Below are 24,542 nucleotides of genomic sequence, written 5' to 3'. Positions count from 1 at the left end.
GTTGTCGGCTCGGCAACAGGGCACGCCTCGCCTGCAAGGCGGTTCACCGGGCATGCACAGAGCCCCAACTCCCGTTCTACATAAGGGCGTTGACGCCATCAGAGCACCTGGTTAGGCTGAGCCCGCAATGCTGAGTTGCCGGCATTGCACAGCACGTTCCATTCAGAGCGAGCGACGGGGGATGAGCAACATATGGTCTGCCACGACCCTTTCGCTCGACATCACGACGAGAAAGGGTAGCGAAATGCGACGTAACTCGGTTGTGACGCAGGAAGAATCTCGTCCGGAGTCCATTGCGACGCAGGAGTTCGCCAACAGCGTCCTGAGCACAGCAGCACCCGGATTCCACTCGGACTCCGAGACTCCCGCCATGGCCACGCCGGCCACACCGACTGCAGCCCAGTTCGTGATCCAGGGCAGCACCATCTGCCTGGTCTGCTGACGGAGAGGCGACCTGCGTGCCGGAGAAGCCCGGAGCACGACGGCTTCTCCGGCACGCACTTTTCGTAGGCTCATTTCGGTGTACGCCCGAGACGGAAAGACAAGGACTTGGCGAGATTTCTACGGCGGAGTCAGAGCTCCTCGAGAGCAACCTCCGCCCAAAAAGCAGCTGATCGCGTCTTCCTGCCGATCGCGATCGGTCAGATTCTTGCGTCAGCGGAGACATTGAGCCTCAAGAAGGTCTTCAACGAGGATGGATATCTCCGCGGAGTCTCGGCCCAGCAATATCCGCCGGGCAGTGTCCGCCACCGGCTGGGACGTGTTCTCGATCACCCTCGCACGCCCAAAATTCTCGCCGGCGTCACACTTGCGGCATCGGCAGGGCTGCCACTTGCGCGGGGCAATCGCAAGCTGCAGATCGCGGCAGCAGCGATCATCGGTACGTGCAATCGGTTGAGTGAGATGCGCACGCCGTACGGCCGTGACGGCGCGGATCAGATGACGGCAGTCATCACGCAATACCGATTGCTTACGGCACTCATAGCTGACGAGCAGAAATCAGATGACATATTTCTGCGTGCTGTGAATTTCCAGGCAGGTCTGAGTTACGCGGTCTCAGGGATATCAAAGGCTTTCGGCAGTAGCTGGCTGCAGGGCGACGCACTTCCGGAGGTACTGCAAACGGAAGCCTACGGCCGGGGGCCTGCTGCAGAAATCCTGAGGAGACATCCGAAACTCTGCAGAGCACTGACCGTAGGAACAGTCGCATGGGAGGCAGCATTCCCCCTCATTTACACGCTGCCGCGATTGCAAGCGACCTATGCGCTCTCCGCAGTCAAGTCCTTCCATGTCGGCGTTGCCGCGACCATGGAACTGCCACGCTTCGTGTGGGGATTCTTTGGCTCCCATGGAGCAGTCGGGTATGCACTGGACACCCGAGGCGAGAAGCGAACATTCGAAAAAAGTGTGCTGGGGATCTCCGCCGGTGTGACTCTGGCAAGTGCGCTGATCGCCCGAGAAAAGCGGAAGATCGCGGATCAAAGGCGACTCGGCCCTAAAGGCGCCAAACGACTTGAGGGCGATTTCGGAGTCGTCGAGTACTACGTCAATCACCCCCCGGGCGGTCCAGATCAGTCCAAGCCCGTGGTTGTTCTGGAATGCGGCCTGGGCCAGTCCCTCGAGTCGTGGGAGTGGGTAGCGGGGCGTTTGGCTGTGAACTACACGGTCGTTCGTTACCACCGCCCCGGATATGGCTTCACGAAGTCCCGCGCATCGAGCGGCGACCTCGTCGCTGCCATCCTGGATGAGCTGGGAGCCGCCGGAGAAGTCATGATCGTCACCCACTCGATCGGTTCTCTGAGCGCTGCCTCGTACGTGACGGACCCCCGTTTCACGGACCGCATACACAAACTCGTCATCGTGGATGGAACCGACCCGGATCTGCTCGGAGCAGACCGCTCGGATCGCAGGCGTCTCGGAAAGTTCATTCAGGCGCAGGTGCACACGCTCTTCGCTGCGGTGACGGGAATCTACGAGTGGGCACCGAATTCGGTAGAGCGCCAGGCAGGCTACACACCAGACGCCCAGTACGCCCACGTCCAGTTCGTTTTCTCGCCGAGGAACATCGTCAACTCGGTCCGCGAGTACACGAAGGTGGACACGGATTTCGCCCTTGCCAACCTCAGGAAGGTGAAGTCGACCCTTCTGATCGCGTCGGGAGAGAACGCTGAGCAACAGTCCCTCCTCGCAGAAAAGATCAAGGCCAGCTTCGAGGTGATCGACGGTTCTGCACATCGTTCGATCATCGGGTACAAGAACTACGCCGAGCAAGTCGAAAGCGCCGTCAGAAGGTTCATCGATGAGTAACCGGATCCGAAGCGCACTCGGCACCCTCGCCGTAGGGATGCTGGCATCGCACCTGGTCTCAACCGTGCTGCAGAACACGCCGGACTCCTACAATCAGGACCTCCGGAAGTTCACGGGTGGTTGGCCCATTCCCGGCTGGCGCTTCTTCGCCCCGAATCCAGGGGTGCAGAACGTACATCTGCTGGTGCGGGAAACCCAGTCCCAAGGCGAACCGCCCACCCCGTGGCGGGACGTCACCCCTGGGGTGACACACGGGTGGAAGCAAGTCCTCTGGAACCCCGGGAGCCGAGGACCGAAGGCACTGTTCGACGCAATGCAGCAGCTCTCGGTCATGAGTTCCAATCAGGCCGACTTCGCGTGGGTCACGCAAAGCCTTCCCTATCAACTCGTCCTCTCAGCAAGCCGGGCAGCGGTGGCGGCCGACGCCGAGGGACTACAGTTCCTCCTGATGAACGTTTTCCCCAGCGCACCGCCCGAGCACAGGATGAAGCCGATCCTCATATCGGAATGGATCCCCCTCGAACCTGCACCCCCGGCGGAGGAACCGCGTAGATGAATGTCGATCGCTTCGAGGGTGACGAACTCCATCTCCACGTGACCGGCTCCATCAGCGCGGCACTGGTACCGTGGTGGGTTCACCTGCTGCGGACGCTACAGGCAGACTTGACGATCAATGTATCGGTGACGCAGTCCGCGAAGCGCTTTCTGACAGTCCGGTCATTGCAGCATCTGGTCGACGGACACGTGTGGACCGACTCCTGGGATGAGCCCGGACTACCAGAGGAAGTCAACAGCGGAAAGAGTGGGAATTCCGCATGTTTCATTCTCTTTCCGGCCACCTTGGACACTCTGATGCGTTTGGCTCAAGGTCGGGCTGATTCACCCGCTCTATTGATGCTGCAGGTCACAGATCGCCCCATCGTGATCGCGGACACGCTTCCCGGGTCGAATGAAATAGTTGAAGGCCATTTGCGCGCACTCCGATCGCGTCACAACATACAGTTCGCACCTCGCGTGACCGGCGTCCGCGCCAGCAGCCGCTCCACTGCCGAGGTGGGCTTCAATCTGCCGGGTGCCATTGCCGTGGCCAACCAGATGATGAAGAAAGGTCATCCCCATGAGTGACCCGAGCGTGTACGACGAGAATGCTCTCGAAGCCTACGACCTGGTGTCTTCTATGCTTTCGCCGGGATCAGGGCTTGCGACGTGGGTCTCCTCTCACCACCCCTTGAAGGGGAAGCTCGTGCTGGACTTGGGAGCAGGAACGGGCGTCTCGACTCTGGCCCTGGCGGACGCCGGCGCAAAGGTGGTCGCGATCGATGCATCACGACCGTCGTTGGACCTGCTGGAGAGCAAGCGAGGCGATCGCGAAATCGAAGTGATCGAAGCCGACTTTCGGGATGTTCACCTCCCAACCAAGTTCGACGTGATCACACTTTCAAGAAATACGTTTTTTCTTGCTCAGAGTCACGATGAGAAGATCGACCTTCTTGGTGTCATCGAACGGCACCTGAAGCCGGAAGGTGCGGCTTTCCTGGATTGCACCGACCCCAGCGAGTACCTGCACGCGGGAGGAGATGCGAGCTCAGTGACATATCCCCTGGGCACGGACCGGATGGTCACGATCACTCATACTGCGGACCGGGCGTCTCAGTCGACCATGAGCATCTTCCTCGTGCAGGGCGCCTCGACATTGTCCGCCTTTCACGAGACGGCTACCTGGGCGACGCTGGCGGAGATCCGGCTCATGGCACGGATCGCAGGACTCGAGGTGACGAGCGTCAGCGGCTCGTACGGCGGCGAGGAGTACACTTCTCGTTCACGAGAAATGCTTGTCGTTCTGGGGCGTCCATGACTCAAGTCCCCGTGATCGCGGCCGAGGAAGCCGCGGTCACACTGAGTGATGTCACCCTGCTCGCTCCCACAACGTTCACCGTGCTGCCGGGCGAGTTCTGGTGTGTCACCGGAAGCAACGGCTCCGGAAAGACGACTCTCCTCCAGACCTTCCTGGGCACGCGTAGTCTGACGTCCGGTTCCTGTTCGGTGTGGGGCAGTCCTGCCAACGTGAGGATGCCCCCGCACCGCCGCGCCGTGGCTTCGCTCGTCGAACCCGTCCCGGTAGCGCGTGACATGACTCTGCGTGAACAGGTGATCCTGGTTGCCGCGTCGTGGTACGGCAATTCCCCGGCGACCGCAGAACGCGCCGACGAGGTCATCGAACGATTGGGGCTGTCCTCGTTGGGTGACCGCTTCCCCCACCAGGTTTCATCCGGGCAAGGACAACTGTTCAGTCTCGCACTGACCTTGGTCCGGCCTGCCGATGTCGTTCTTCTGGATGAACCCGAACGCCATCTCGACGACGTGCGCATCGACATGCTGATCTCACTGATCACCGAGCGCAAGAGCACGGGCACCGCGTTTCTCGCCGCCACCCACGAGCCCGCGCTGGTGGATGCCTGTGATGCTCACGTGGAGCTCGGATGACGGCGTGCGACGTCGCGGCACCCGAGTCCGAGGCTGGTCCCCGCGTTCAGGCCGTATGGCATCGGTACGCACGCCGTGGGGACCGTGCAACGGTGCGCGGGCATGCGTACACGGCCTATCTCGTGCTCCTCTTCGGGCTCGTCTACTTCGTTCCCGTCCTCTACACGGCGAGCACGACTCCGGCGCTCATCTCCGTGGGGTCTCTCGCGGCGGCGACGCCCGTCGCGTGGGCGCTGGCGGCGGCGGTGGCGGCGTGCTGGGGTGCGCAGCTAGCAGGCCGGTTCTGGGGGCCGCTGGTCATCCAGCCCTTTCTGCTGCATGTATTCATGTCCACGGACATCTCCCCAGCGCACTACCTGGGCGCCATCGCACGACGGCGGCTGGCCTTCCTCAGTGCGGCCACCGTGCTCTCGGTGTCTACTGCGACATACCTCACGACCGACCTGTTCGATCGCCTCGGCACGTCCATGCAAGGTCTGGCCGTCGCGGTGGGGCTCGGCGCTCTCACCGCCGCGGCCTGGTTGTGGGGACAGGTCCGGGCGGTGTCGGCGAATCTCAGGCTCGCCACGGCAGTCGGCGCCCTCGCATGCGTGCTGATGGTCCTGAGCCGTGTGGGTGCTCAGGGCGGGGCGGGTCTGTGGCTCGTCGCCGGCGGACTGGCGATCACCGCTGCGGCCGTGGGACGAGCCGCGTTCCGGTCGATCGGAGCGATCGACCTGGCCAGACTCGCCCGCGAGTCTGCGCGTGCCTCCCAGGCTCAAGCCTACGCGTGGACGGGCACCCTTCATCACGCTCTCGATCTGTACCGTCCGGAACCTCGAGGGCGTGGCTCCGCCCTGATCCGTGAGGACGGCCGCCTGCGCGGGCACCTCGCGGCGGGCGCACTCCGCGCACTGCGAACACCTGGCCGCGCGACTGCTGCTGCCGTGCTTCTGCTGACCGGCGGGGTCGTGCTGCCCTTCGGGACATCCGGGTCGAACGGCGGCCTCACCCTGGTGGCGTGGGTCGTCGGATCGGTCTGCGTGTACCTGGGGTCCGGATGGGTGAGCGAGTCGTGGCGTGGCTTGCGTGACGAGTTGACTCTGGTACCGCTGTTCGGAGAGTGGTGGGGTGGCACTCTCACCCGCGCCATGGCATGGCCCGTCGTTGCCGTAACAGTCGTCACGTTCATGGGGACAGGTCTTGCAGCAGCAAGCCAATGGCACCTCTTCAGCGGACAGTTGATGAGCACCGGGCTCCTCACCGCAGGTTCGACGGTGCTGGCGCTCGGCGCCAGGTTCCTGCGAGAGATGAAGCTACAGCTCCCGCTCGAACTGCTCCTCCCGGTGAACACGCCGCTCGGCGACATGTCCGGGCTCCGCATCGTAGCGTGGCAGTTCGACGGAGTGGTGGCCGTGGTGATCGGCGTAGGCGTGATGCACGCGCTCCCGTCTGCCGCCGGTGCAACGGCCCTGGCCCTCGGAATGGCTGCTGCGTGCGTCTGGGGCGGGCTGCGCCGAACGGGCTGGGCTCACCCCGGCCTGGTCTCCCGGCTCAGGCGAGTGTAGGTACTGCAGAGCCTCCCACCCGGGCAGTTCTGGGGGAAGAGTGTGGTCAGTCCGAGGCGCCGTTGAGGTCGTCGTGGAGGAGGCGGGCGCGGCGGCGGTCGCCGGGACCGGCGTCGGTGATGTCGAGGAAGACGTGGTCGAGTTCGGGCCAGCGGTGGACGATGTCGCGCTTGATACGGACCGCCGACTCCTCGACCTCCTCGCTGTCGGAGCCGCCGACGAGGTCGACGCGGGCTGCCAGCAGGCCCGAGCCGGGGCCGAGACGCATGGTCAGCAGGTCGGTGACGGCGTCGATCTCCGGCTGACCGCAGAGGAAGGCGTGGACCTCGCGGCGCAGGGGTGAGTCCATGGCCTGGCCGACGAGCTGGTCCCGGGCCTCGCGGCCCAGGCGGTAGGCGACGTAGACGAGGAGCGCCGCGATGCCGAGGGAGGCGAGGCCCTCCCAGAGGGTGTCGCCGGTGAGCAGGTGGGCGGTGATGCCGGCGAGGGCGATCAGGACGCCGGTGACGGCGGCGCCGTCCTCGCCGATGACGGTGCGCAGGGCCGGGTCCTCCGTCTCGCGGAGCTGCCTGCGGAACGGGCGGCCGGTCGTCCTCGTCTCCCTGCGGACCTGCCACAGCGCGCGGGCCAGCGAGGTGCCCTCCATGAGTCCGGCGGCGACCAGCACCAGAATGGCGATCAGGTACCCGCCGGAGGGCTCGGAGGCGTCGGAGCGCAGGGCGTGGACTCCCTGGTACACGGAGAAGCAGCCGCCCATCACGAAGATGCCCACGGCGGCGAGCAGCGACCAGAAGTAGCGCTCCTTGCCGTAGCCGAAGGGGTGCGAGGCGTCCGGGCGTTTGCGGCTGCGGCGCAGCGAGGCGAGGAGGAACACCTCGTTGAGGCTGTCGGCGACGGAGTGGGCGGCCTCGGACAGCAGCGCGGAGGAGCCGCTGACGAGGCCGCCGACGACCTTGGCCGCGGCGATGACGAGGTTGGCGGCGAGGGCGACGAAGACGGTGCCCTTCGTCTCCCCCTCCTCCTGCGGGCCCGCAGGCCTCTTCGACGGAGGGCTCGACGTCGTCGCAGGCGGTCATCGGCGCAGACTCCCGGTCGGTGGACGGACGGACCCCTCGTTCGGGGGTCCGTGGTGCACGGACCGGTACCCGGCACGGCCGGGCTGATGCGCCGCCCCGGTCGGCACCTGCGGGCCCCGCCCGGCGCTCTCCGGCCCGGGGCGGGACGCCGGGCGGCCGCCCTCGACTGGCCGGGCCCGCCCGGTGCGGCGACGATGGGGACAGGTGGATACCGAGATGCCCGACGCAGGCGGCCGCTCCCGGCCCGGGCCGGAGAGTTCACGCGTGGACCCGGCGCGGGGGCCGGGGTGCGCGCCGGTGGACCCGGAGCCGCGCGACGCGCTGGGGTCCGCCGGGGCGACGCTGGCGGTCGTGTACCTGCTGGACCCGGCCGACGGGATGCTGCGTGCCGCCGGAAGTGTCGGAGGCGCGCCGGAGGAGCACGGGCTGCCCACCGCCTGTCCGGCGGCGGAGTCCTCCCCCCTGGCGGACGCCTTCCGGGCCGGGCACCCCCTGTGGCCGATGTCCGTCTACCCGGAACTGGCGCGCCTTTCACTGGCGGTGCTGCCGCTCGGCGGCGCCTCCGGGCCCTTCGGCTGCCTGGCTGTCGTCGAGACCGGCGGGGAGGGTTTCTGCGCCGAGCGGCGGGCGCTGCTGGAGATGTACGCCGACCACGTCGCGGCGTGGCTGGAGGCGGCCGGGGCGGGCCGCGGCGGCATCGCCGAGAGTGCGCGCGCGGCGGCGGCGCTGGAGGACCTGCGGGTCGGCACGTTCACGCTGCACCTGGGCACCGGCCGGATCGACGCCGACCGGTGCGCCCTGGAACTGGTGGATCTCGATCCGGAGGAGTTCGACGCCAGGATCGAGACGCTGCTGGCGTACACCGTGCCGGACGACCTGCCGGCGCTCATGACGGTGGTCAAGCCGGACCCGACGTCGTACGGGCGCGGCCGGGATCTGGAGTTCCGGGTGCGGCGGCCGTCCGGGGAGCTGCGCTGGCTGCGGCTGCGGGCGCGGGTGCTGCCCGACGAGGAGGGGGGCCCGGGCGGGGACGGCGGGCGGGAGCGGCTGCTGGGTGTGGTCGCGGACTCCTCGTTCCTGCGTCCCGGGGGCGACGACGTGTCCCGGCTGCAGCAGCTGTCCGCCGCGCTGGCCACCGCAGTGACGGTCGGGGACGTGAGCCACGCGGTGGTGGACTCGCTGCGGGAGCCGCTGGGTGCCGCGCGGGTGGCGCTGGCGGAGCTGGCCGGTGACCGCCTCGCGGTCGTCGGGCTGGACCCGCCGGGACCGGGGGGATGGCCGGAGGGCTGGCACGCGGGGTCGCCGGGGACACCGGCCCGGGTGCTGCCGACGTTGGACGCCGCGCTCAGCGAGGGGCGGGCCAGCCTGTGGGAGCCGGGCACCGTGCAGGAGCCGGCGCTCGCCGGCGTCGGCCCGGGGGGCCTGGCCGTGCTGCCGCTGCCGGCCGACGGTCAGGTGGTGGGGGCGTGCTTCGTGGGGTGGGACGCGCCGCACGTCTTCGGCGCGGAGGAGCGCTCGCTGCTGACGGCGACGGCCGGTCTGGTGGGGCAGGCGCTGAAACGGGCGCATGCGCTGGACGCGGAGCACGAGTTGGCCACGACGCTGCAGCGCAGCCTGCTGCCGCGCCGGCTGCCGGACCTGCCGGGCGGGCTGGCGGTGGCCCGTTATCTGCCCTCGATGATGGGGCTGGAGGTCGGGGGCGACTGGTACGACGTCATCCCGCTGGCCGAGGGCCGCGTGGCGCTGGTCATCGGGGACGTGCAGGGCCACAGCGCAGCGGCGGCCACCCTCATGGGTCAGCTGCGCACGGCCATCCGGGCGTACGCGGCCGAGGGGCACCCGGCGGACATCGTCGTCTCGCACACCAACCGGCTGCTCGTCTCGATGGAGACCGACCTCTTCGCCACCTGCACCTACGTCGAGATCGACCTGGAGGAGGGGCACGCCTGGGTGGTGCGGGCCGGACACATCCCGCCGGTGCTGCGGCTCCCGGAGGGCGGCACGGAAGAGGTGGCGGCGGAGGGTGGTCCACCGCTGGGCGTGCTGCCGGACGCCGAGTACCCCCTGACCACCCTCGGGCTCGCTCCCGGCACGGTCCTGGCCCTCCTGACGGACGGCCTGGTCGAGTCCAAGCGCCTCGACCTGGACGAGGGGATGGGCCGGGTGCGTGATCTGCTGGCCGCCGCCGACCCGGCCGCGGCGGAGCGGATGGCGGACGATGTGGTGGGCGGCGTCACCCGGCGGGAGGACGACGCGGCGCTGCTGCTGCTGCGGTTCGACGGCATGGCGTCCCGCCCGATCCGGGCGGGCTGGTCGGTGTGGCGGCTGCCGGACGCCGTGCTGCACGCGCGCCGCTTCACCGCGCGCACGCTGCGTTCCTGGGGTCTGGCCGACGAGGCGGACGTGGCGCTGCTGGTGGTCTCGGAGCTGGTCACCAACGCGCTGCTGCACACCCAGGGCGCCGCGCGTCTGGACCTGATGCTGTCCGGGGACCGGCTGCGGGTGGCGGTGACCGACTCCTCGCCGCGGGCGCCCGCCAAGCCGGTCATCGTGGACTGGGAGGCGACGGGTGGGCGCGGCATCCTGCTGGTCGAGGCGGTGTCCACGGCCTGGGGCTCGGTGCCGGTGGGCGGCGGCAAGCAGGTGTGGGCGGAGGTCCCGGTGCCGCCCCGTGAACCGGGGGACGGCGACCGTCTCGCCGGCCCCCCGGCGGAAGCGTGGTGAGGCCGGTGCCGAACCGTCCGCGCCCCCCGTTCGGCGCATCTGTCCGCACACGGGCCCGGCGCCTCCTCGCCGCTGCCGCCGCCTGCCTGGCGCTCGCCGTCCCCGCGTGCGGCACGGCCGCCCAGTCCGACGGCTCGGCGCTGCCCCCGGCCGACGGCGTCACCACCGTCGGGCTGCTGCTCCCGGACGCCGTCACCGGCCGCTGGGAGGGGTTCGACCGGCCGCTGATCGCCCGGCAGCTGAAGCACATCTGCCCCGAGTGCCGGATCGAGTACGCCAACGCCCGCGGCAACGTGGGCACGCAGCAACAGCAGGTCGACACCATGATCACCGAGGGGGTGGACGCGCTGGTCCTCACCCCGGTCGACTTCCGCGCGCTCAGGTCGTCCGTCAAGCAGGCGGACGACGCCGGCATCCCGGTGCTGTCCTACGACCGGCTGACGGAAGGACCCATCTCGGGGTTCGTGTCCTTCGACGGGGACGAGGTCGGCCGGCTCCAGGGGGAGGCGCTGCTCGCGGCGATGGACGAGCCGCCGGGTGAGGCGCGGGTCGTGATGATGAACGGCGACCCCACGGACCCGAACACGGCGGCGTTCGAGGAGGGCGCCCTCGCGGTGCTGGAGGGCGAGGTGGAGATCGCGAAGGCGTACGACACCCCGCAGTGGAGCCCGCTGAACGCCAACCGGAACATGTCCGGCGCGATCGCCGCGCTGGGCCCCGGCGGCATCGACGGCGTGTACGCGGCGAACGACGCCCTGGCCTCCGGCGTCCTCGCCGCGCTCAAGGCGCAGAACGTCGAGCCGCTGCCGCCCCTGACGGGCCAGGACGCCGAGCTGTCGGCCATCCAGGACATCGTGGAGGGCGAGCAGACGATGACGGTCTACAAGCCCTTCGGCCCGGAGACCCTGGCGGCGGCCGAGATGGCCTTGGCGCTGGCCCGCGGCGAGCCCGTGGACGCGCTGGCGGGGGCGACGGTCGACACCGAGTCCGCGAAGGACGTGCCCGCGGTGCTGCTCAACCCGATCCCGGTCACGGCCGACAACATCGAGGAGACGGTTGTGAAGCGCGGGATGTACACGATCGAGGAGATCTGTACGCCGAAGTTCGTGTCGGCTTGCGAGAGGGCCGGGCTCGTCGGCTAATCGGCAGGGAGAGGAGTGGTGCGCCGTGTCCCCCCTGCCGCTGCTGTCGCTGCGTGGCGTCTCCAAGCAGTTCGCCGCCGTGCACGCCCTCCGGGACGTGGTGCTGGAGATCCGGGCGGGGAAGGTGGTGGCGCTGGTCGGCGACAACGGTGCGGGCAAGTCGACCCTGGTGAAGGTGATCTCGGGGGTGGGGCCGGCCGACCGCGGGATCGTCGAGTGGCAGGGCCGGGCGGTGCACATCCGGCGCCCGCAGGACGCCCAGCACCTCGGCATCGCGACCGTCTACCAGGATCTGGCGCTGTGCGACAACCTGGACGTCGTCGCCAACCTCTTCCTCGGCCGGGAGATCCGGCGGTTCGGAATCCTGGACGAGGTGGAGATGGAGCGCCGCGCCCGGGACCTGCTGGACGCCCTCTCCATCCGCATCCCCGACCTGCGCGTGCCGGTGGCGTCGCTGTCCGGCGGCCAGCGGCAGACGGTCGCCATCTCCCGTTCGTTCCTCGGCGGCCCGAAGCTGCTGCTGCTCGACGAGCCCACGGCCGCGCTGGGCGTCCAGCAGACCACGCAGGTGCTGGACCTCGTCGACCGGCTGCGGGACCGCGGCGCCGGCGTGCTGCTGGTCAGCCACAACATGGGCGACGTGAAGGCGGTGGCCGACGAGGTGGCGGTGCTGCGGCTGGGCCGCAACAACGGCCTCTTCGACGTCACCACCGCGTCCCAGGAACAGATCATCTCCGCCATCACGGGAGCAAGCGGGGACGCCGTCACCCGCGACATCCGGCACCCCGGGGAGGCGGACTGGTGAGCAGGCCCGGCACCACCATCAAGGGCTGGGTCGAGGGCTACCAGACCCGGATCGCCGGGGGCGAACTCGGCTTCGTTCCCGCGCTGATCGGTCTGGTGGTCATCTGGATCGTCTGCCAGAGCCTCAACGCGAACTTCCTCTCCGCCCGCAACCTGTCCAACCTGGGCGTGGACATCGTCGGCACCGGGCTGATCGCGGCGGGCATCGTCTTCGTCCTGCTGGTCGGCGAGATCGACCTGTCGGTCGGTTCGGTCAGCGGCCTGGGCGCCGCGCTGTTCGCCGTGCTGAACGTGCAGCAGGGGGTTCCGGAGTGGCTGGCGTTCCTTTCGGCGGCTCTGTGCGGGGCGGCCATCGGCCTGGTGCACGGCTTCTTCATCGCCAAGGTGGGGGTGCCCGCCTTCGTGGTGACGCTGGCCGGGCTGCTCGCCTGGAACGGCCTGATGCTGTTCGTGCTGGGCCGCAGCGGCACCGTCAACATCGACGACGAGGGCATGGTCGCCATGCTCACCAGCACCTACTTCGAGGAGGTGGCCGCCGCGTACGCGCTGGCCGCCGTCGGCACCGGGCTGTACTTCCTCGGCGCCTGGCTGGACCGCAGGCGGCGCGTCGCCGTGGGACTGCCGCTGCGTCCGCTGAACGAGGTGCTGGTCCGCACGGGCCTGCTGGCGGCGGTCGCGTTCGCGGCCGCGTACGTGCTCAACATGTTCCAGGGGCTGCCGCTCGCCCTGCTCATCCTGGTGGTCGTGCTCGCCCTGATGGACTTCGTGGTGCGCCGGACGGGCTACGGCAGGCGGGTGCTCGCGCTGGGCGGCGGCATCGAGGCGGCCCGCAGGGTGGGCGTACGGGTGAGCACGGTGCGCATCTCGGTGTTCGTCGTGTCCTCGACCATGGCCTCGCTGGGCGGCCTGATGCTGGCCTCGCGCATCACCTCCGCGAGCCAGACCTCCGGCTCGGGCACGCTGCTGATCAACGCCATCGCCGCCGCCGTCATCGGCGGCACCAGCCTGTACGGCGGCCACGGCACGCCGTGGTCCGCGCTGCTCGGCATGCTCGTCATCCAGTCCGTGGCGTCCGGCATGGCGCTGCTCGGCATCCAGGGCTCGGTGCAGTTCATGGTGACCGGCGGGGTGCTGCTCGCCGCCGTCGTCGTCGACTCCCTCTCCCGCCGCTCGCAGCAGGTGCACGGCCGCGCCTGACCGGCCCCGGCGCCGTGCGCAGGGGTGTCCGGGCCGCGCGCGGGCGCGCGCGGTGGCAACGGTAGGGTGCGGTGCTGCGAAGGCGGTCAAGGGGAGGAATCCAGGATGAGGTCCCGGTTGCTGACGGCGGCGACGACCGCGACGGTACTGGCGGCGACGCTGTCGGGATGTATCACGGTGCACGGTGAGACCGCCGTGGTGCCCGCGATCAGCACGTCCGAGGCCAGGAAGGTCCTGGACAGGTTCATCGAGGTCAACAACAAGGCCAACCGCACCTTCGACGCCGAGCTGAACAAGACCATCGAGGGCGGCGCCCTCGGCGCGATAGACCAGGCCGGTCTGCGCGCCCGGGACGAGGTCCACCGGCAGGGCAACGAGGACTTCACCCCGCTGGAACTGACCGACCCGCGGTTCCTCATCCCGGAGCAGGCCGGCTGGCCCAAGTCCTTCGTCGCCGACACCGCCAGCAACCGCGGCAACGGCGGCCGCTGGTACCTGGTGTTCCAGCGCGACGGCATCGACGAGCCGTGGCTGGCCACCTACCTGGCCGTACTGTCCGAGGAGGAGACCCCCGAGTTCGCGACGGACGGGGACGGCCACGTGCAGGACGTGCCGGTCGGCGGCGGACCGGGCGGGGAGCCCGGTGCCGAGAAGCTCGTCGTGCCGCCGGAGAAGGCCAGCAAGGGCTACACCACCTACTTGCAGGAGGGCGGCGAGGGCTGGGCAGCCGGGCCGCACACCAGCGCCTGGCGGGAGGAGCGGGCGAAGAACGCCGAGCAGCCCCGGGTCCGCACCGAGTGGGCGGACCTGCCCGTCCAGCCGCCGCGGTTCACGCCCTTCGCGCTGCGCACCGAGGACGGCGGGGCAGTGGTGTTCTTCGCCTCGCAGCACTACATGAAGCAGACCGCCTCGAAGGGCTACTCCCCCGAGATCGACGACCCCTACGTCGAGGCCCTGATGGAGGGCGAGCCGAAGCAGTCGGTGACGTACGTACGGGTGTCCGAGCAGGCCGTGCTGGTGCCGACGGCGGCGGACGGCGGCGACGTGGAGTTCCTCAGCCGGGTGACCGGACTGACCGGGGTCAAGGGGTCCTGACGGGGTCCTGACGCCCGCGCGGCCCCCGCGTACCGCTGAGGGCCGGCGGCCCGCCGGCCCTCAGCGGGACGGCCAGGGCGCGGCCGGTTCGTGGTCCCGACGGCCACCCGCGTGCACGGCGCAGGCGTCGGTGAGCGTCTCCAGCAGCGTCAGCGGCTCGGGCAGCGCCTCCCCCGGCACCGGCGGCCGCAGCCAGCGCACGTCCGCGTACGGCCGGTCGCCGGGCAGCGTCGCGGGCGGCACCAGGACGTAGCTGCCGCGGCAGTGCCAGCGCAGGCCCGGATGCTCGTCCATGGTCTCCGGGTGGCAGTCCAGCTCGCACGGCCACCACTCGTCCTCGTCGTCCGGGGTGCCGCGGGTCGCGGTGAAGAACAGCATCCGCTCCCCGTCGGAGAGCGCCACCGGCCCGGCCGCGGCGTCGTCGCCCTGCTCGTCGAGCCTCTCCAGCGCCATGCGGCCGGCCTCGACCGGCACGTCCAGCACGTCATGGGTACGGCCGGTGGCGGTGACGAAGTTGGCCTGCGGCTGCGTCTCCGCCCAGCGTTCGATCTGCTCCGGGTCGGTGGTCGCCTGCGTCTGCCAGGCGAACGACACGGGGTGCCGACCGGGCGTGGGGCAGCCGATGCGTACACACGAACAGCCGTACCCCGACGGGTGCGCCGCCGGAGCGAGCGGGAACCCGGCCTCGGCGGCGCGCAGCAGCAGTTCGGCACGGGCGCGGGCGGCGTCCGGACCGGAGCGGGCCCCGTTGCGGGCACGCCGTCGCAGCCACTGGGAGAACCTGCTCTCGCGTTCCATCTACCGCCTACCGTCTCACTCACGCGACCTTCGGCCGTGGCGCCGGGTCACCCGTGGCGACCCGCGCACCCGCCTCACGGACGAGGGTACGCAGTGCCGCACCGCCGTGACGCGGAATCCGTGGATCACGGGGCCGGGCTGTTCCCCCGCACCGCGGGCACCTGCCCCCATCCTGCCTCCTCGCCCCGATCCGTGCGCACCGGGGTCGGGCCACGGTCCGCCGTGCGGAGCGGCACACAGCGGGGCCGGCGGGCGCGCGGCGGCCGGAAGCGTGATACTCCACCACAGGGGAGGACGCCATCCGTGACGGAGGGGGGTGGGAATCCCCGTAAAGACCGTGCGCGACACTCGCAGGAAGCCCGCTGGGAGTGGACCATGGCCTCACCAGTGCACGGCGATCCCGTGAGGAGCAAGAGTTGTTCAAAGCGCGTCGCTACCTGATGTGCCCACCCGAGCACTTCCGCGTCACGTACTCCATCAACCCCTGGATGGACCCGGGGAAGCCGGTGGACCTGCCGCTGGCCGTCGCCCAGTGGGAGGACCTGCGGGACCGCTACCGGGCCCTGGGCCACTCGGTCGAGGAGCTGACCCCCGACCCCGACCTGCCGGACATGGTGTACGCCGCGAACGGCGCCACGGTCGTCGACGGCCGGGTGCTGGGGGCGCGCTTCGCGCACCCGGAGCGCGCGCCGGAGGCGGCCGCGCACGCCGAGTGGTACCGGGAACACGGCTTCGCGGACGTCCGCGAGCCGGAGCACATCAACGAGGGCGAGGGCGACTTCGCCGTCACCGCCTCCTGGCTGCTCGCCGGGCGCGGCTTCCGCAGCAGCCCGCTCTCGCACGGCGAGGTGCAGGAGTTCTTCGGCCGCCCGGTGATCGGGCTGGACCTGGTGGACCCGCACTTCTACCACCTGGACACCGCGCTGTGCGTGCTGGACGACGGCGTCGACGGGGAGGTCATGTACTACCCCGACGCCTTCTCGCGCGGCAGCCGAGCCGTTCTGGAGCGGCTCTTCCCGGACGCGCTGATCGCGAGCGAGGCGGACGCCCGCGCGTTCGGCCTGAACTGCGTCAGCGACGGCCACCACGTGCTGGTCCCGCAGGCGGCGACCGGGCTGTTCGAGCCGCTGCGGGAGCGCGGCTACGAGCCGATCGGCATCGACCTCGGAGAGCTGCTGAAGGGCGGCGGCAGCGTCAAGTGCTGCACGGCGGAGCTGCGCCCGGCGGACTGAGGACGGGACCGGGGGGCGCGCCCGTACGGGGCGCGCACCCCGGCGTGGACCGGCACGCCGCGTCCGCGTGCCCCGCCGTCACGGCGCGGCGGGGGTCGGGGCGTGCCGGTCCACGGCGTCCTGCAGCACGTCGCAGGTGTGCTGGAACTCGACCATCAGGCGGTCCGCCTCCAGCAGGAGCACGCCGTAGGGGTGGTGCAGGTCCTCCGCGGGCAGCCGCTCGCGGTCGCCGAGGTCGGCGAGCCGTTTCCTGCTGTCCTGCGCCGATCCGGCGGCCTGGCACAGCTTCGTGGCCTGGTCCTGCAGCCGGTCCTCGTCCACCTCGCTGAGCAGCCTCGCGATCGTCGCGGCGGAGGACAGGAAGTCCCCGTACACCTGGACGAACCGGCCGTGGTCTCCGCGGCCCCCCTCTCCCTCCCTCTCGCGCCACTGGTCGAGGCTGCGGGTCATGGACGCCACCTGGTGCGCCACCCGCTCCAGGCCGTCGATCACCGCCCGGTAGCCACTGAAGTCCGCCGTCATCCGCCGGCCGGGCAGCAGGCGGCGCGGGTTGTAGAAGAGACTCTCGTAGGCGGTGTCCACCGACGACCTGGCCTGGTCCACGCTGGAGCGGAGGTCGCCGGCCCGGTGGCGCCACTGTCGGGTGCGCTCCTCCTCCAGGCTGTTCTCCTGCAGCGCGGCGAACATGTCGCTCAGCAGGTCGCACAGGCTGTGCGCCAGGGAGCGGACCCCGTACTCCGCGCTGCGGTACCGCAGCGGCGGCACCAGGACCACGTTGACCAGCACACCCACGGCACATCCGACCAGGACCAGGAGAACGATCTCGCCCAGCAGCGACAGGCGCTCGCCGCCGGAACCGGAGGACAGGAAGGCGGAGAAGGCGAAGAAGGCAGCCGTGACGACCTGGCCGCCCTGCGTGCCGAGGGGCCGCCAGCGGCCGATGACCAGGGCGATGAACGCGACGAGCGCGAAGGTCGCCAGGTCCGGGCCCGCCACGAACCCCAGCACCCCCTGCAGGGCGACCCCGACCACCACCGCTCCCACATAGCGCAGCGCCTGGGACACGGACTGGTAGACGGTGACCTGCATCATCAGCACCGCGGAGAACGGTGCGAAGGCGGGGAACTGAGCGTGCATCACCCGGTGGGCGAGCACCCAGCCCACGCACGCGGCGACGGTGCTCTTCGCCACGAGCAGCAGGGTGTTGCGCTCGTGGCTGCCTGCGGACGAGGCGCGCGTCCACCACTGGCGGACGCGGCTCAGGCGGTCGGGCGACGCGGCCCTGCGGGTGCCGACGGCGGCTCGGTCCTGGGACACCGGTTCTGCTCTCCTTCTTCTTCTCGCGTGCGTCACGGCCGGGTCGCTCGTCGGAGCGGGGCGTCCGCGGCCGGGGCCTGCGCCGGCGGGCGGGCCCGGCGCAGTCTCGTGTTTCCGCTCGGCGCCCGCTCATGCAGGCGCGGGGGCGGATCCGGTGCGAGTACGCGACAGGAGGACGGCGAGAACGCTCGACGGAGCGGCCGGGGGGGTGCCGCTACCGGCTATCCGGGCGGGGGCCAGGCGTCGCCCCAGTCGGCGTTGCGGGCGGCGCGGTAGTCCGCGCCGTGCCGCTTGCTGACCGTCGTCCGCCGCAAGCCCTCGTCCTCGGTGCACAGGTCGAGCAGCACCTGTCCCTTGCGGATCTGCGGCTTCCGCACGATGCGGGCGGAAGCCGGGCCGCCTGCGCCCCCGTCAAGCAGCCCGGGGGTCACGGCGGCGACGTACGCGAACTTCTCGTCCTCGTAGGGAAGGGTGCCGCCCTTGACCCGGCGGTGGAGCGAGGAACGGCTGACGCGGGCGGCGAAGTGGCACCAGTCCTCGCCGGGCACGATCGGGCAGCGCCCGCTGTGCGGGCAGGGCGCCAGGACGGTCAGCCCGGCCGCCACCAGCCGGTCGCGGGCTTCGATCATCCGGGCGTAGCCGTCGGGGGTGCCCGGTTCGACGACCAGGACCGCTCCCCGGGCCGCCCGGGCGGCCGCCTCGATGACGGCGCCGCGGTCCGCGTCGGCGAGTTCGTTGAGGACATAGCCGACGCTGACCAGGTCGGCCGGAGGCAGCGCGGCGTCCCCGGCGAGCCGCTGCCGCCGCCACTCGGCGGCGGCCGGCGCCGCGGAACCGCGCTGCGCCGCGAGGTCCCGTCCCAAGGCGAGGGCGGGTTCGGACCAGTCGAGCACGGTCGTGCCACGCGTGGGACCGCCCGGCGGGCCGTCGCCCCAGACCGCGTCGGCGGCCCACACCGCCGCGCCGGTGCCGCCGCCCAGGTCCAGGTGTGACTCCGGCGACCAGCCAGGGGCCCGAACGGCCAGGGCCCGCAGCGCCGCCGCGACGGCCTCGAACGTGGCGGGCATCCGGTACGCGGCGTACGCCACGACGTCCGCGCGGTCGCGGAGGATGGGCGCGTGGGTGGGGGTGGCGCCGCGGTAGTGGCCGATCAGCCGCTCCACGGCCGACGCCGCCCGCCGGGGCGGCAGCCCGTCGACGAGCGCGTCGAGCGCGGCCCTCAGCGACTCCGCGGTCCGCGGTGAGCTGGCCTGTTGCACCGTGGCAGTGTACGGGGTACGCCGTGGACGATCACTCGAAGCGTTCCGTGGAGCCCGCTCCGTGGCGCACGATCTCCGCGTCCCCGCCGGAGAAGTCGATGACCGTGGTGGGTTCGGTGCCGCAGTCGCCCGAGTCGATCACCGCGTCCACGACGTGGTCGAGCCGGTCCTTGATCTCCCAGCCCTGCGTCATGGGCTCCTCCTCGTCGGGGAGCAGCAGGGTGCTGGAGAGCAGCGGCTCGCCGAGTTCGGCGAGCAGCGCCTGCGCGACGACGTGGTCGGGGATGCGCACGCCGACCGTCTTCTTCTTCGGGTGCAGCAGCCGGCGCGGCACCTCCTTGGTCGCGGGGAGGATGAAGGTGTAGCTGCCGGGGGTCGCTCCCTTGATCGCGCGGAAGACGTCGTTGTCGATGTGCACGAACTGGCCCAGCTGGGCGAAGTCGCGGCACACCAGGGTGAAGTGGTGGCGGTCGTCCAGATTCCGGATCGACCGGATGCGGGCGATGCCGTCGGCGCTGCCCAGCCGGCAGCCCAGCGCGTAGCAGGAGTCCGTGGGATACGCGACGAGGGCATCGGACCGGACGGCCTCCACGACCTGGCCGATGCTGCGCGGCTGGGGGTTCTCGGGGTGCACGTCGTAGTACTTCGCCATCCGGCGAGTTTACGCGGCGTCATGCCCTGTCCCACAGGGCTTCGGCGCTGCGGGCGGCGACGTGTGCGCCGATGCCCGCGAGCAGGTCGCTGGACGGCATGGCGGCGAGCCTGCGACCGTCCCGCAGCCGGAGGGCGGCGCGGCCGTCGCCCGCCTCCCGCGGGCCGACCACCGCCTGATACGGCACGTGGCGGGCCCGCCGGACGCGGGCCCCGAGGGTGCCGCGCTCCGGGCCGGCGACCTCGGCCCGCAGTCCCTCCTCGACGGCCCGCCGGGCGAGCGCGGCGGCGGCCGGGTGTTCGGCGTCCGAGACGGGGAGGACGACCAGCTGGGTGGGAGCGAGCCAGGCGGGGAAGGCGCCGCCGTGCCGTTCGAGGAGGTGGGCGACGGCCCGTTCGATGCTGCCGACGACGCTGCGGTGCACCATCACCGGCCGGTGGCGGCCGCCGTCCGCCGCGACGTACTCCAGACCGAACCGCTCGGGCTGGTGGAAGTCGATCTGCACGGTGGACAGGGTGAACTCGCGTCCGGCCGCGTCGGTGAACTGCACGTCGATCTTGGGCCCGTAGAACGCGGCCTCGCCCTCCGCCGCCTCGTACGGGAGGCCGGAGGCGTCGAGTGCCTCGGTGAGCAGCGCGATCGCCCGTCGCCACCGCTCCTGCCCGGCGACGTACTTCCCGCCCGCGCCCGGGAGGGAGAGGCGGTGGCGGGTGGGGACGATCCCCATGGCGCGGTGGGCCCGGCGGATCATCTCCAGCGCGGCGCGGATCTCCGCCGCGGCCTGGCCCGGGGTGCAGAAGACGTGCGCGTCGTTGAGCCGGATGGCCCGCACGCGGCTCAGACCGCCCAGCACCCCGGAGGGTTCGGAGCGGTACATGTCGCCCAGTTCGGCGATACGCAGCGGGAGTTCGCGATGGCTGCGGGAACGGGAACGGTAGATGAGCGCATGGTGGGGGCAGAGGCTGGGCCGCAGCACGACCTGCTCGCCGCCGAGGTCCATCGGCGGGAACATGTCGTCGCGGTAGTGCTCCCAGTGGCCCGAGAGCTCGTACAGCTCCCGTTTGCCGAGCGGTGGCGCGTAGACGTGGCGGTAGCCGGCCCGTCGCTCCTCGTCGCGCACGTACTCCTCCAGCGCGTGGCGCACGGCGGCGCCGTCGGGCAGCCAGTACGGCAGTCCCGCGCCGATCAGGGGGTCGGTGTCGAAGACGTCCAGTTCGCGGCCGAGCCTGCGGTGGTCCTGCACGGTGGTCTCCCTCGGTGTCGGGGACGAGTGACCACCGCACGGCGAAGCCCCGGGGCACTCGCCCCGGGGCTTCGCTTCGGTTCGTCGTTCAGCGCGCCGGGACGTCAGTCCGGCGTCGTCGTGACGGCAGCGCGCTTCATGCCGGGCAGGCTAGCAGCGCGGCTCCGGGCGGGACAGCGGTTTTCCGGGAGCGGGAGGCGGGGTAGAGTAGAGTTCCCTAGTTTTCCGGTCTGCTTGGCCGGAAATTGCGGCCGAGGAGGTTCCGGGTGGAGGTCTCACCGGTGCGGCCCGTCGTGGTGGTCGTCGGCGCGGGAGCGGCGGGCACGCTCGTCGCGCTGCACGTGTGCGACGCCGCGGTGCGCGCCGGACAGCCGCTCGACCTGGTGCTGGTCGATCCCGCGCCGGAGGCGGGCCGCGGCACGGCGTACGGCAGCCGCGATCCGCGGCATCTACTCAACACGCCGGTGGGCGCGATGAGTTGCCGTCCGGATGATCCGGGGCACTTCCGGCGCTGGCTGTGCCGGCACGACGAGCAGGTCGGGGACGGGGACTTCGTCTCCCGCTACCGGTTCGGCTCCTACCTGGGCGACACGCTGGGCCGTGCCGTGATCGGCGCGCGGGAGACCGTGCGCGTACGGCGCCTGCGGGCGGAGGCGGTGCGGTGCGACTGGCCCGACCCCGCCGGGAGAGCCGCTCTGCTGCTGGCCGACGGGCGCCTGGTCCACGCCGACCGGGTGGTGCTGGCGACCGGGCCCGCCGAGGGCGGCGGCTGGATTCCGCAGGAGCTCCGGGAGGCGCCGGGATTCCTGGCCCGGCCGTGGCAGACCGGCGCGCTGGACGCCGTCGCGGCGGCCCGCGACGACGTGCTGCTGGTCGGCGCGGGCCTGACCGCCGTCGACCTCGCGATGACGCTCGCGCGTCCCGGCCGCACGGTGCACGCCGTCTCCCGCACCGGGCTGCTGCCCGCCCGGCACGCGGACGTGCCGCTGCCGCCCGTCCCCTGCCCGCCCGGACTGACGGCGGAACGCTCCCCGGGTCGGCTGCGCGCCGCCGTGGCCCGCCATCTCGCCGGTCAGCGGCGGGAGTCGGGCGACTGGCGCCCGGCCATGGACGGGCTGCGGCCGGTGGTCTCGCGGGTCTGGCAGGGCCTCGGCGCAGCGGAGAAGGCGGAGTTGATGGCGCACGGCATGACCCGGTGGAACACCCTCCGGCACCGCATGCCCCCGGCGACCGCGCGCACCGTGCAACGACTGGAGGCCACCGGCGGGTTGCGGCGGCACACCGGGCGGATCTCCTCGGTAAGCCCACTGGAGACCGGCAGCTTCGCCACCGTCCTGGCCGACGGCGCCCGGCTGACGACCGGCTGGGTGGTGGACTGCACCGGTCCGGGTTCGGAGACCGACGCGGCGCCGGGATCACTGTGGCGCTCCCTGCTGGACTCCGGACTGGCCGTGCCCGGGCCGCTCGGCCTCGGCGTGGCGACCGAGGAGGGACGGCTGCTGGACGAGCAGGGCACGGCGTCGCGTGCGCTCCACACCCTCGGAGCGCCCAGGCGTGGCGAGTTGTGGGAGACCACCGCCATCCCGGAGATCCGCGTGCAGGCCGCCGCCCTCGCCGACGCGCTGGTGGTGTCGTACCGGTAGGCCGCCCCGCCCGTGGCCTCACGCGCCCGCCGGGCGGGTGGCGGGCGCGTGAGGCTACGCGTGCAGCGCCGGGTGGTCGCGGAGCGTACGGGTGTGGTGGCGGCCGCGGAAAAGCCCCGCCTCGCGGAGCCGCACCACGGCATGGTCGGCGGGTGCGGAGCGGGGTTCCCCCGGGTTCGCGACGCACACCCAAGATTTCCCTAGTTTCCCTACTGAATTAGTAGGGTACAGTCGGAGATCAGCGGGTCATCACCGAGTCCGCATCCCGGGCCCGCCGCCCCCACTCACCGTCCGCTCGTACGACCGGCCCTCTGGAGCACCGATGCTCGCCTCCCCCACGCAGTCGCGCCCCGACCCGGACCCGGCCGCGCCCGGGGCCTCGCCCCGCCGCCGGCTCCTTGCCCGGGCCGCGGAACTGGCACGCGATCCCGCCGTGCGCCCGCAGCTGCACCTGGAGGCCGACGTCCGGACCTGGGCCCGGATCGACGGCCCGGACGGCTGCGAGGCCTGGCTCGTCGGCTGGCCGCCCGGCACGGCCACCGGCTGGCACGACCACGGCGGCGCCAGCGGCGCCTTCACCGTGCTCGAAGGGCTGCTGGAGGAGCACACCCCGGCCGCAGAACCCTCCCGGGAGACGGACACCGTGCGGCTGCCGCCCGGCGGGCCGCACCGGCGCGCGCTCACGCCAGGCGCCGGGCGGGCGTTCGGCCCGCACCACGTGCACGACGTGCTCAGCACCGGTACCGTGCACGCGGTCTCGCTGCACCTCTACGCGCCCGCCCTGCCGTCGATGCGCCGGTTCGCGGCGCACGGCGGACTGCTGCGGCTGGTCGACGTCGAACACCCCGGAGCGTGGACATGAGCAGGATCGACGCGCTGCTGGCTTCCGTGCGGGCCGGAATGCGCCGGGTGGACCCGGCGGAGGCCGCAGCGGCGGCCCGGGCCGGCGCGCTCCTGGTCGACCTCCGGTACGCCAGGCTCCGCGACCGCGACGGACTGGTCCCGGGCGCGCTCGTCGTGGAGCGGAACGAACTGGAGTGGCGGCTCGACCCCACCTGCCCGCACCGGCTTCCCGAGGCCACCGGTACGGACCTTCCCGTCGTCGTCTTCTGCGACGAGGGGTACGCGTCCAGCCTCGCCGTCCGCTCGCTGGAGACGCTGGGCCTGACGAACGTCGCGGACCTGCGCGGAGGCTTCCAGGCCTGGCGGGCGGCAGGACTACCGGTGGCCTGACGGCTCGTCGTCCGGCCACGTGCGGCGCAGCACCAGGGTCACGAAGCCGAGGGTGCCACGGTAGCCGTGCAGCCACTCGTCGCGATGCCGCGTCGCGGCCTCCAGGGCGGCGTCCGCGTCGTTGTCCAGGGCCCAGGCGGCGAGGCTGCCGGTCCAGGACCACTCGTAGTCGTCCCACTCCTCAGCCGTGCTGGTGTGCCCGTACACCGGTGTCCAGCCCGCGGCCGTCACGCGGTCGACGGTGGTGGCGAGGTCGGCGTACTCGTCCGCGGCGAAGCCGACGTCGAGGGTGCGGCGGTCGGGCTCGCGTTCCCAGAAGCCGTCGCCGACGAGCACCGTGCCGCCCGGCGCCAGGTGGCGGCGGGCGGCGGCGAGCGTGGGCAGCAGGCCGCCGAAGGCGTGGGTGGCGCCGACGCACAGCACGCTGTCGAACGACCGGTCGGCGGCGAACTCCCGCGCATCGGCGGCGTGCAGGGCGAGGCGGTCGCCGAGTCCGTCGGCGGCCGCGTCCCGGCGGGCACGCTCCACGGTCTGCGCGTCCAGGTCGACGCCCACCGCATGGAGTCCGGGACGCAGGTCCAGGCCGCGACGCAGCCAGGTGGCCCCACCGCAGCCGAGGTCGAGCACCCGTCCCTCGCCCGGTGGCAGCGCCCGCTCCAGGAGCCCTGCCACGACGGCGTCGGCGAGCGGTGCGGCGATGGGGTGGTGCGTGTGGGCGAGGGCGCTGATGCGGGTGCGTTCCATGGCGCGCATTGTGCGGGGCCGGGTGCGCTCCCGTCGCGGGGTTTT

Annotated in this window: 22 protein-coding genes and 1 pseudogene; 16 read left to right on the top strand and 7 right to left on the bottom strand. The window is 71.4% G+C overall.

Features of this window, described 5'->3' with window-relative positions; translation table 11 throughout:
• Nucleotides 1–181 precede the first annotated feature (181 nt).
• The 7 genes from RM572_RS12240 (at nt 182) to RM572_RS12210 (ending at nt 6,338) form a co-directional block, all read left to right on the top strand.
• Nucleotides 182–442: a cypemycin family RiPP gene (locus RM572_RS12240; protein ID WP_311673337.1), complete on the top strand. Its 261-nt coding sequence runs from the start codon at nt 182–184 to the stop codon at nt 440–442.
• A 224-nt stretch (nt 443–666) separates the two neighbouring features.
• On the top strand, nt 667–2,307 hold the full coding sequence (locus RM572_RS12235; protein WP_311673336.1) for an alpha/beta fold hydrolase: 1,641 nt from the start codon (nt 667–669) through the stop codon (nt 2,305–2,307).
• On the top strand, nt 2,300–2,863 hold the full coding sequence (locus RM572_RS12230) for a hypothetical protein (RefSeq protein ID WP_311673335.1): 564 nt from the start codon (nt 2,300–2,302) through the stop codon (nt 2,861–2,863). The genes RM572_RS12235 and RM572_RS12230 overlap by 8 nt, the downstream gene beginning before the upstream one ends.
• On the top strand, nt 2,860–3,432 hold the full coding sequence (locus RM572_RS12225; RefSeq protein ID WP_311673334.1) for a CypD family RiPP peptide-cysteine decarboxylase: 573 nt from the start codon (nt 2,860–2,862) through the stop codon (nt 3,430–3,432). The genes RM572_RS12230 and RM572_RS12225 overlap by 4 nt, the downstream gene beginning before the upstream one ends.
• Nucleotides 3,425–4,162, top strand: a complete 738-nt coding sequence (locus RM572_RS12220; RefSeq protein ID WP_311673333.1) for a class I SAM-dependent methyltransferase — start codon at nt 3,425–3,427, stop codon at nt 4,160–4,162. The genes RM572_RS12225 and RM572_RS12220 overlap by 8 nt, the downstream gene beginning before the upstream one ends.
• Nucleotides 4,163–4,173: 11 nt before the next feature.
• Nucleotides 4,174–4,791 (top strand): ABC transporter ATP-binding protein, encoded by a 618-nt coding sequence (locus RM572_RS12215; RefSeq protein ID WP_311673332.1) that lies wholly within the window; start codon nt 4,174–4,176, stop codon nt 4,789–4,791.
• A gap of 92 nt (nt 4,792–4,883) precedes the next feature.
• Entirely contained in the window at nt 4,884–6,338 is a 1,455-nt protein-coding gene (locus RM572_RS12210; RefSeq protein WP_311673331.1) for a hypothetical protein, read from the top strand.
• A 46-nt stretch (nt 6,339–6,384) separates the two neighbouring features.
• Here RM572_RS12210 and RM572_RS12205 read toward each other — a convergent pair.
• Nucleotides 6,385–7,329, bottom strand: a pseudogene (locus RM572_RS12205) (cation diffusion facilitator family transporter); the annotation flags it as partial.
• Nucleotides 7,330–7,630: 301 nt separating this feature from the next.
• On the opposite strand from RM572_RS12205, the gene RM572_RS12200 reads away from it, so the two are divergent.
• The 5 genes from RM572_RS12200 to RM572_RS12180 all read left to right on the top strand — a co-directional run bounded on the left by RM572_RS12200 (nt 7,631) and on the right by RM572_RS12180 (nt 14,376).
• On the top strand, nt 7,631–10,138 hold the full coding sequence (locus RM572_RS12200; RefSeq protein WP_311673330.1) for a SpoIIE family protein phosphatase: 2,508 nt from the start codon (nt 7,631–7,633) through the stop codon (nt 10,136–10,138).
• Nucleotides 10,139–10,143: 5 nt separating this feature from the next.
• On the top strand, nt 10,144–11,280 hold the full coding sequence (locus tag RM572_RS12195; RefSeq protein WP_311673328.1) for a substrate-binding domain-containing protein: 1,137 nt from the start codon (nt 10,144–10,146) through the stop codon (nt 11,278–11,280).
• 25 nt (nt 11,281–11,305) lie between these two features.
• The gene (locus RM572_RS12190; protein ID WP_311673327.1) at nt 11,306–12,085 is read left to right on the top strand and encodes an ATP-binding cassette domain-containing protein; all 780 of its coding nucleotides are present in this window, start codon (nt 11,306–11,308) and stop codon (nt 12,083–12,085) included.
• Nucleotides 12,079–13,281, top strand: coding sequence for a sugar ABC transporter permease (locus RM572_RS12185; protein WP_394813593.1), 1,203 nt, complete (start codon nt 12,079–12,081; stop codon nt 13,279–13,281). The genes RM572_RS12190 and RM572_RS12185 overlap by 7 nt, the downstream gene beginning before the upstream one ends.
• Nucleotides 13,282–13,386: 105 nt before the next feature.
• Complete coding sequence (locus RM572_RS12180) at nt 13,387–14,376, top strand: hypothetical protein (RefSeq protein WP_311673325.1); 990 nt, start codon at nt 13,387–13,389, stop codon at nt 14,374–14,376.
• 60 nt (nt 14,377–14,436) lie between these two features.
• Here RM572_RS12180 and RM572_RS12175 read toward each other — a convergent pair whose 3' ends face one another.
• Complete coding sequence (locus RM572_RS12175) at nt 14,437–15,174, bottom strand: bifunctional DNA primase/polymerase (protein WP_027762970.1); 738 nt, start codon at nt 15,172–15,174, stop codon at nt 14,437–14,439.
• Nucleotides 15,175–15,542: 368 nt separating this feature from the next.
• Here RM572_RS12175 and ddaH point away from each other — a divergent pair, with 368 nt between their 5' ends.
• Nucleotides 15,543–16,406 carry a dimethylargininase gene (gene ddaH, locus RM572_RS12170; RefSeq protein WP_394813588.1) on the top strand — a complete coding sequence of 288 codons (864 nt, stop codon included), beginning with the start codon at nt 15,543–15,545 and terminating at the stop codon, nt 16,404–16,406.
• A 78-nt stretch (nt 16,407–16,484) separates the two neighbouring features.
• On the opposite strand, the gene RM572_RS12165 is transcribed toward ddaH, so the two are convergent.
• From RM572_RS12165 to thrS, 4 genes are all read right to left on the bottom strand, one after another.
• On the bottom strand, nt 16,485–17,723 hold the full coding sequence (locus RM572_RS12165; RefSeq protein WP_311673324.1) for an aromatic acid exporter family protein: 1,239 nt from the start codon (nt 17,721–17,723) through the stop codon (nt 16,485–16,487).
• A gap of 221 nt (nt 17,724–17,944) precedes the next feature.
• The gene (locus tag RM572_RS12160) at nt 17,945–18,982 is read right to left on the bottom strand and encodes a small ribosomal subunit Rsm22 family protein (protein WP_311673323.1); all 1,038 of its coding nucleotides are present in this window, start codon (nt 18,980–18,982) and stop codon (nt 17,945–17,947) included.
• A 31-nt stretch (nt 18,983–19,013) separates the two neighbouring features.
• Complete coding sequence (locus RM572_RS12155) at nt 19,014–19,634, bottom strand: L-threonylcarbamoyladenylate synthase (RefSeq protein WP_168711480.1); 621 nt, start codon at nt 19,632–19,634, stop codon at nt 19,014–19,016.
• A gap of 19 nt (nt 19,635–19,653) precedes the next feature.
• The gene (gene thrS, locus RM572_RS12150; protein ID WP_311673322.1) at nt 19,654–20,877 is read right to left on the bottom strand and encodes a threonine--tRNA ligase; all 1,224 of its coding nucleotides are present in this window, start codon (nt 20,875–20,877) and stop codon (nt 19,654–19,656) included.
• Between the two features lie 266 nt (nt 20,878–21,143).
• Here thrS and RM572_RS12145 point away from each other — a divergent pair, with 266 nt between their 5' ends.
• The 3 genes from RM572_RS12145 to RM572_RS12135 all read left to right on the top strand — a co-directional run bounded on the left by RM572_RS12145 (nt 21,144) and on the right by RM572_RS12135 (nt 23,753).
• Nucleotides 21,144–22,520 (top strand): FAD/NAD(P)-binding protein, encoded by a 1,377-nt coding sequence (locus RM572_RS12145; protein WP_311673321.1) that lies wholly within the window; start codon nt 21,144–21,146, stop codon nt 22,518–22,520.
• 322 nt (nt 22,521–22,842) lie between these two features.
• Complete coding sequence (locus RM572_RS12140; RefSeq protein WP_311673320.1) at nt 22,843–23,382, top strand: cupin domain-containing protein; 540 nt, start codon at nt 22,843–22,845, stop codon at nt 23,380–23,382.
• The gene (locus RM572_RS12135; RefSeq protein ID WP_311673319.1) at nt 23,379–23,753 is read left to right on the top strand and encodes a rhodanese-like domain-containing protein; all 375 of its coding nucleotides are present in this window, start codon (nt 23,379–23,381) and stop codon (nt 23,751–23,753) included. Before RM572_RS12140 ends, RM572_RS12135 begins: the two co-directional genes overlap by 4 nt.
• On the opposite strand, the gene RM572_RS12130 is transcribed toward RM572_RS12135, so the two are convergent.
• Nucleotides 23,739–24,497 carry an SAM-dependent methyltransferase gene (locus tag RM572_RS12130; protein ID WP_311673318.1) on the bottom strand — a complete coding sequence of 253 codons (759 nt, stop codon included), beginning with the start codon at nt 24,495–24,497 and terminating at the stop codon, nt 23,739–23,741. The two genes, RM572_RS12135 and RM572_RS12130, sit on opposite strands and share 15 nt — an antisense overlap.
• Nucleotides 24,498–24,542 lie beyond the last annotated feature (45 nt).

It is taken from the genome of Streptomyces hazeniae, from assembly GCF_031845485.1.
Taxonomy (GTDB): Bacteria; Actinomycetota; Actinomycetes; order Streptomycetales; family Streptomycetaceae; genus Streptomyces; species Streptomyces hazeniae.
This window is presented reverse-complemented; position numbering and strand designations above follow the sequence as displayed.

Excerpts from the sequence above, each read along its gene's own strand:
- RM572_RS12240 (WP_311673337.1), top strand. The coding sequence starts at position 182 with ATGAGCAACATATGGTCTGCCACGACCCTTTCGCTCGACATCACGACG.
- RM572_RS12230 (WP_311673335.1), top strand. The coding sequence starts at position 2,300 with ATGAGTAACCGGATCCGAAGCGCACTCGGCACCCTCGCCGTAGGGATG.
- RM572_RS12225 (WP_311673334.1), top strand. The coding sequence starts at position 2,860 with ATGAATGTCGATCGCTTCGAGGGTGACGAACTCCATCTCCACGTGACC.
- RM572_RS12220 (WP_311673333.1), top strand. The coding sequence starts at position 3,425 with ATGAGTGACCCGAGCGTGTACGACGAGAATGCTCTCGAAGCCTACGAC.
- RM572_RS12200 (WP_311673330.1), top strand. The coding sequence starts at position 7,631 with ATGCCCGACGCAGGCGGCCGCTCCCGGCCCGGGCCGGAGAGTTCACGC.
- RM572_RS12180 (WP_311673325.1), top strand. The coding sequence starts at position 13,387 with ATGAGGTCCCGGTTGCTGACGGCGGCGACGACCGCGACGGTACTGGCG.
- RM572_RS12175 (WP_027762970.1), bottom strand. The coding sequence starts at position 15,174 with ATGGAACGCGAGAGCAGGTTCTCCCAGTGGCTGCGACGGCGTGCCCGC.
- RM572_RS12155 (WP_168711480.1), bottom strand. The coding sequence starts at position 19,634 with ATGGCGAAGTACTACGACGTGCACCCCGAGAACCCCCAGCCGCGCAGC.
- RM572_RS12140 (WP_311673320.1), top strand. The coding sequence starts at position 22,843 with ATGCTCGCCTCCCCCACGCAGTCGCGCCCCGACCCGGACCCGGCCGCG.
- RM572_RS12135 (WP_311673319.1), top strand. The coding sequence starts at position 23,379 with ATGAGCAGGATCGACGCGCTGCTGGCTTCCGTGCGGGCCGGAATGCGC.
- RM572_RS12130 (WP_311673318.1), bottom strand. The coding sequence starts at position 24,497 with ATGGAACGCACCCGCATCAGCGCCCTCGCCCACACGCACCACCCCATC.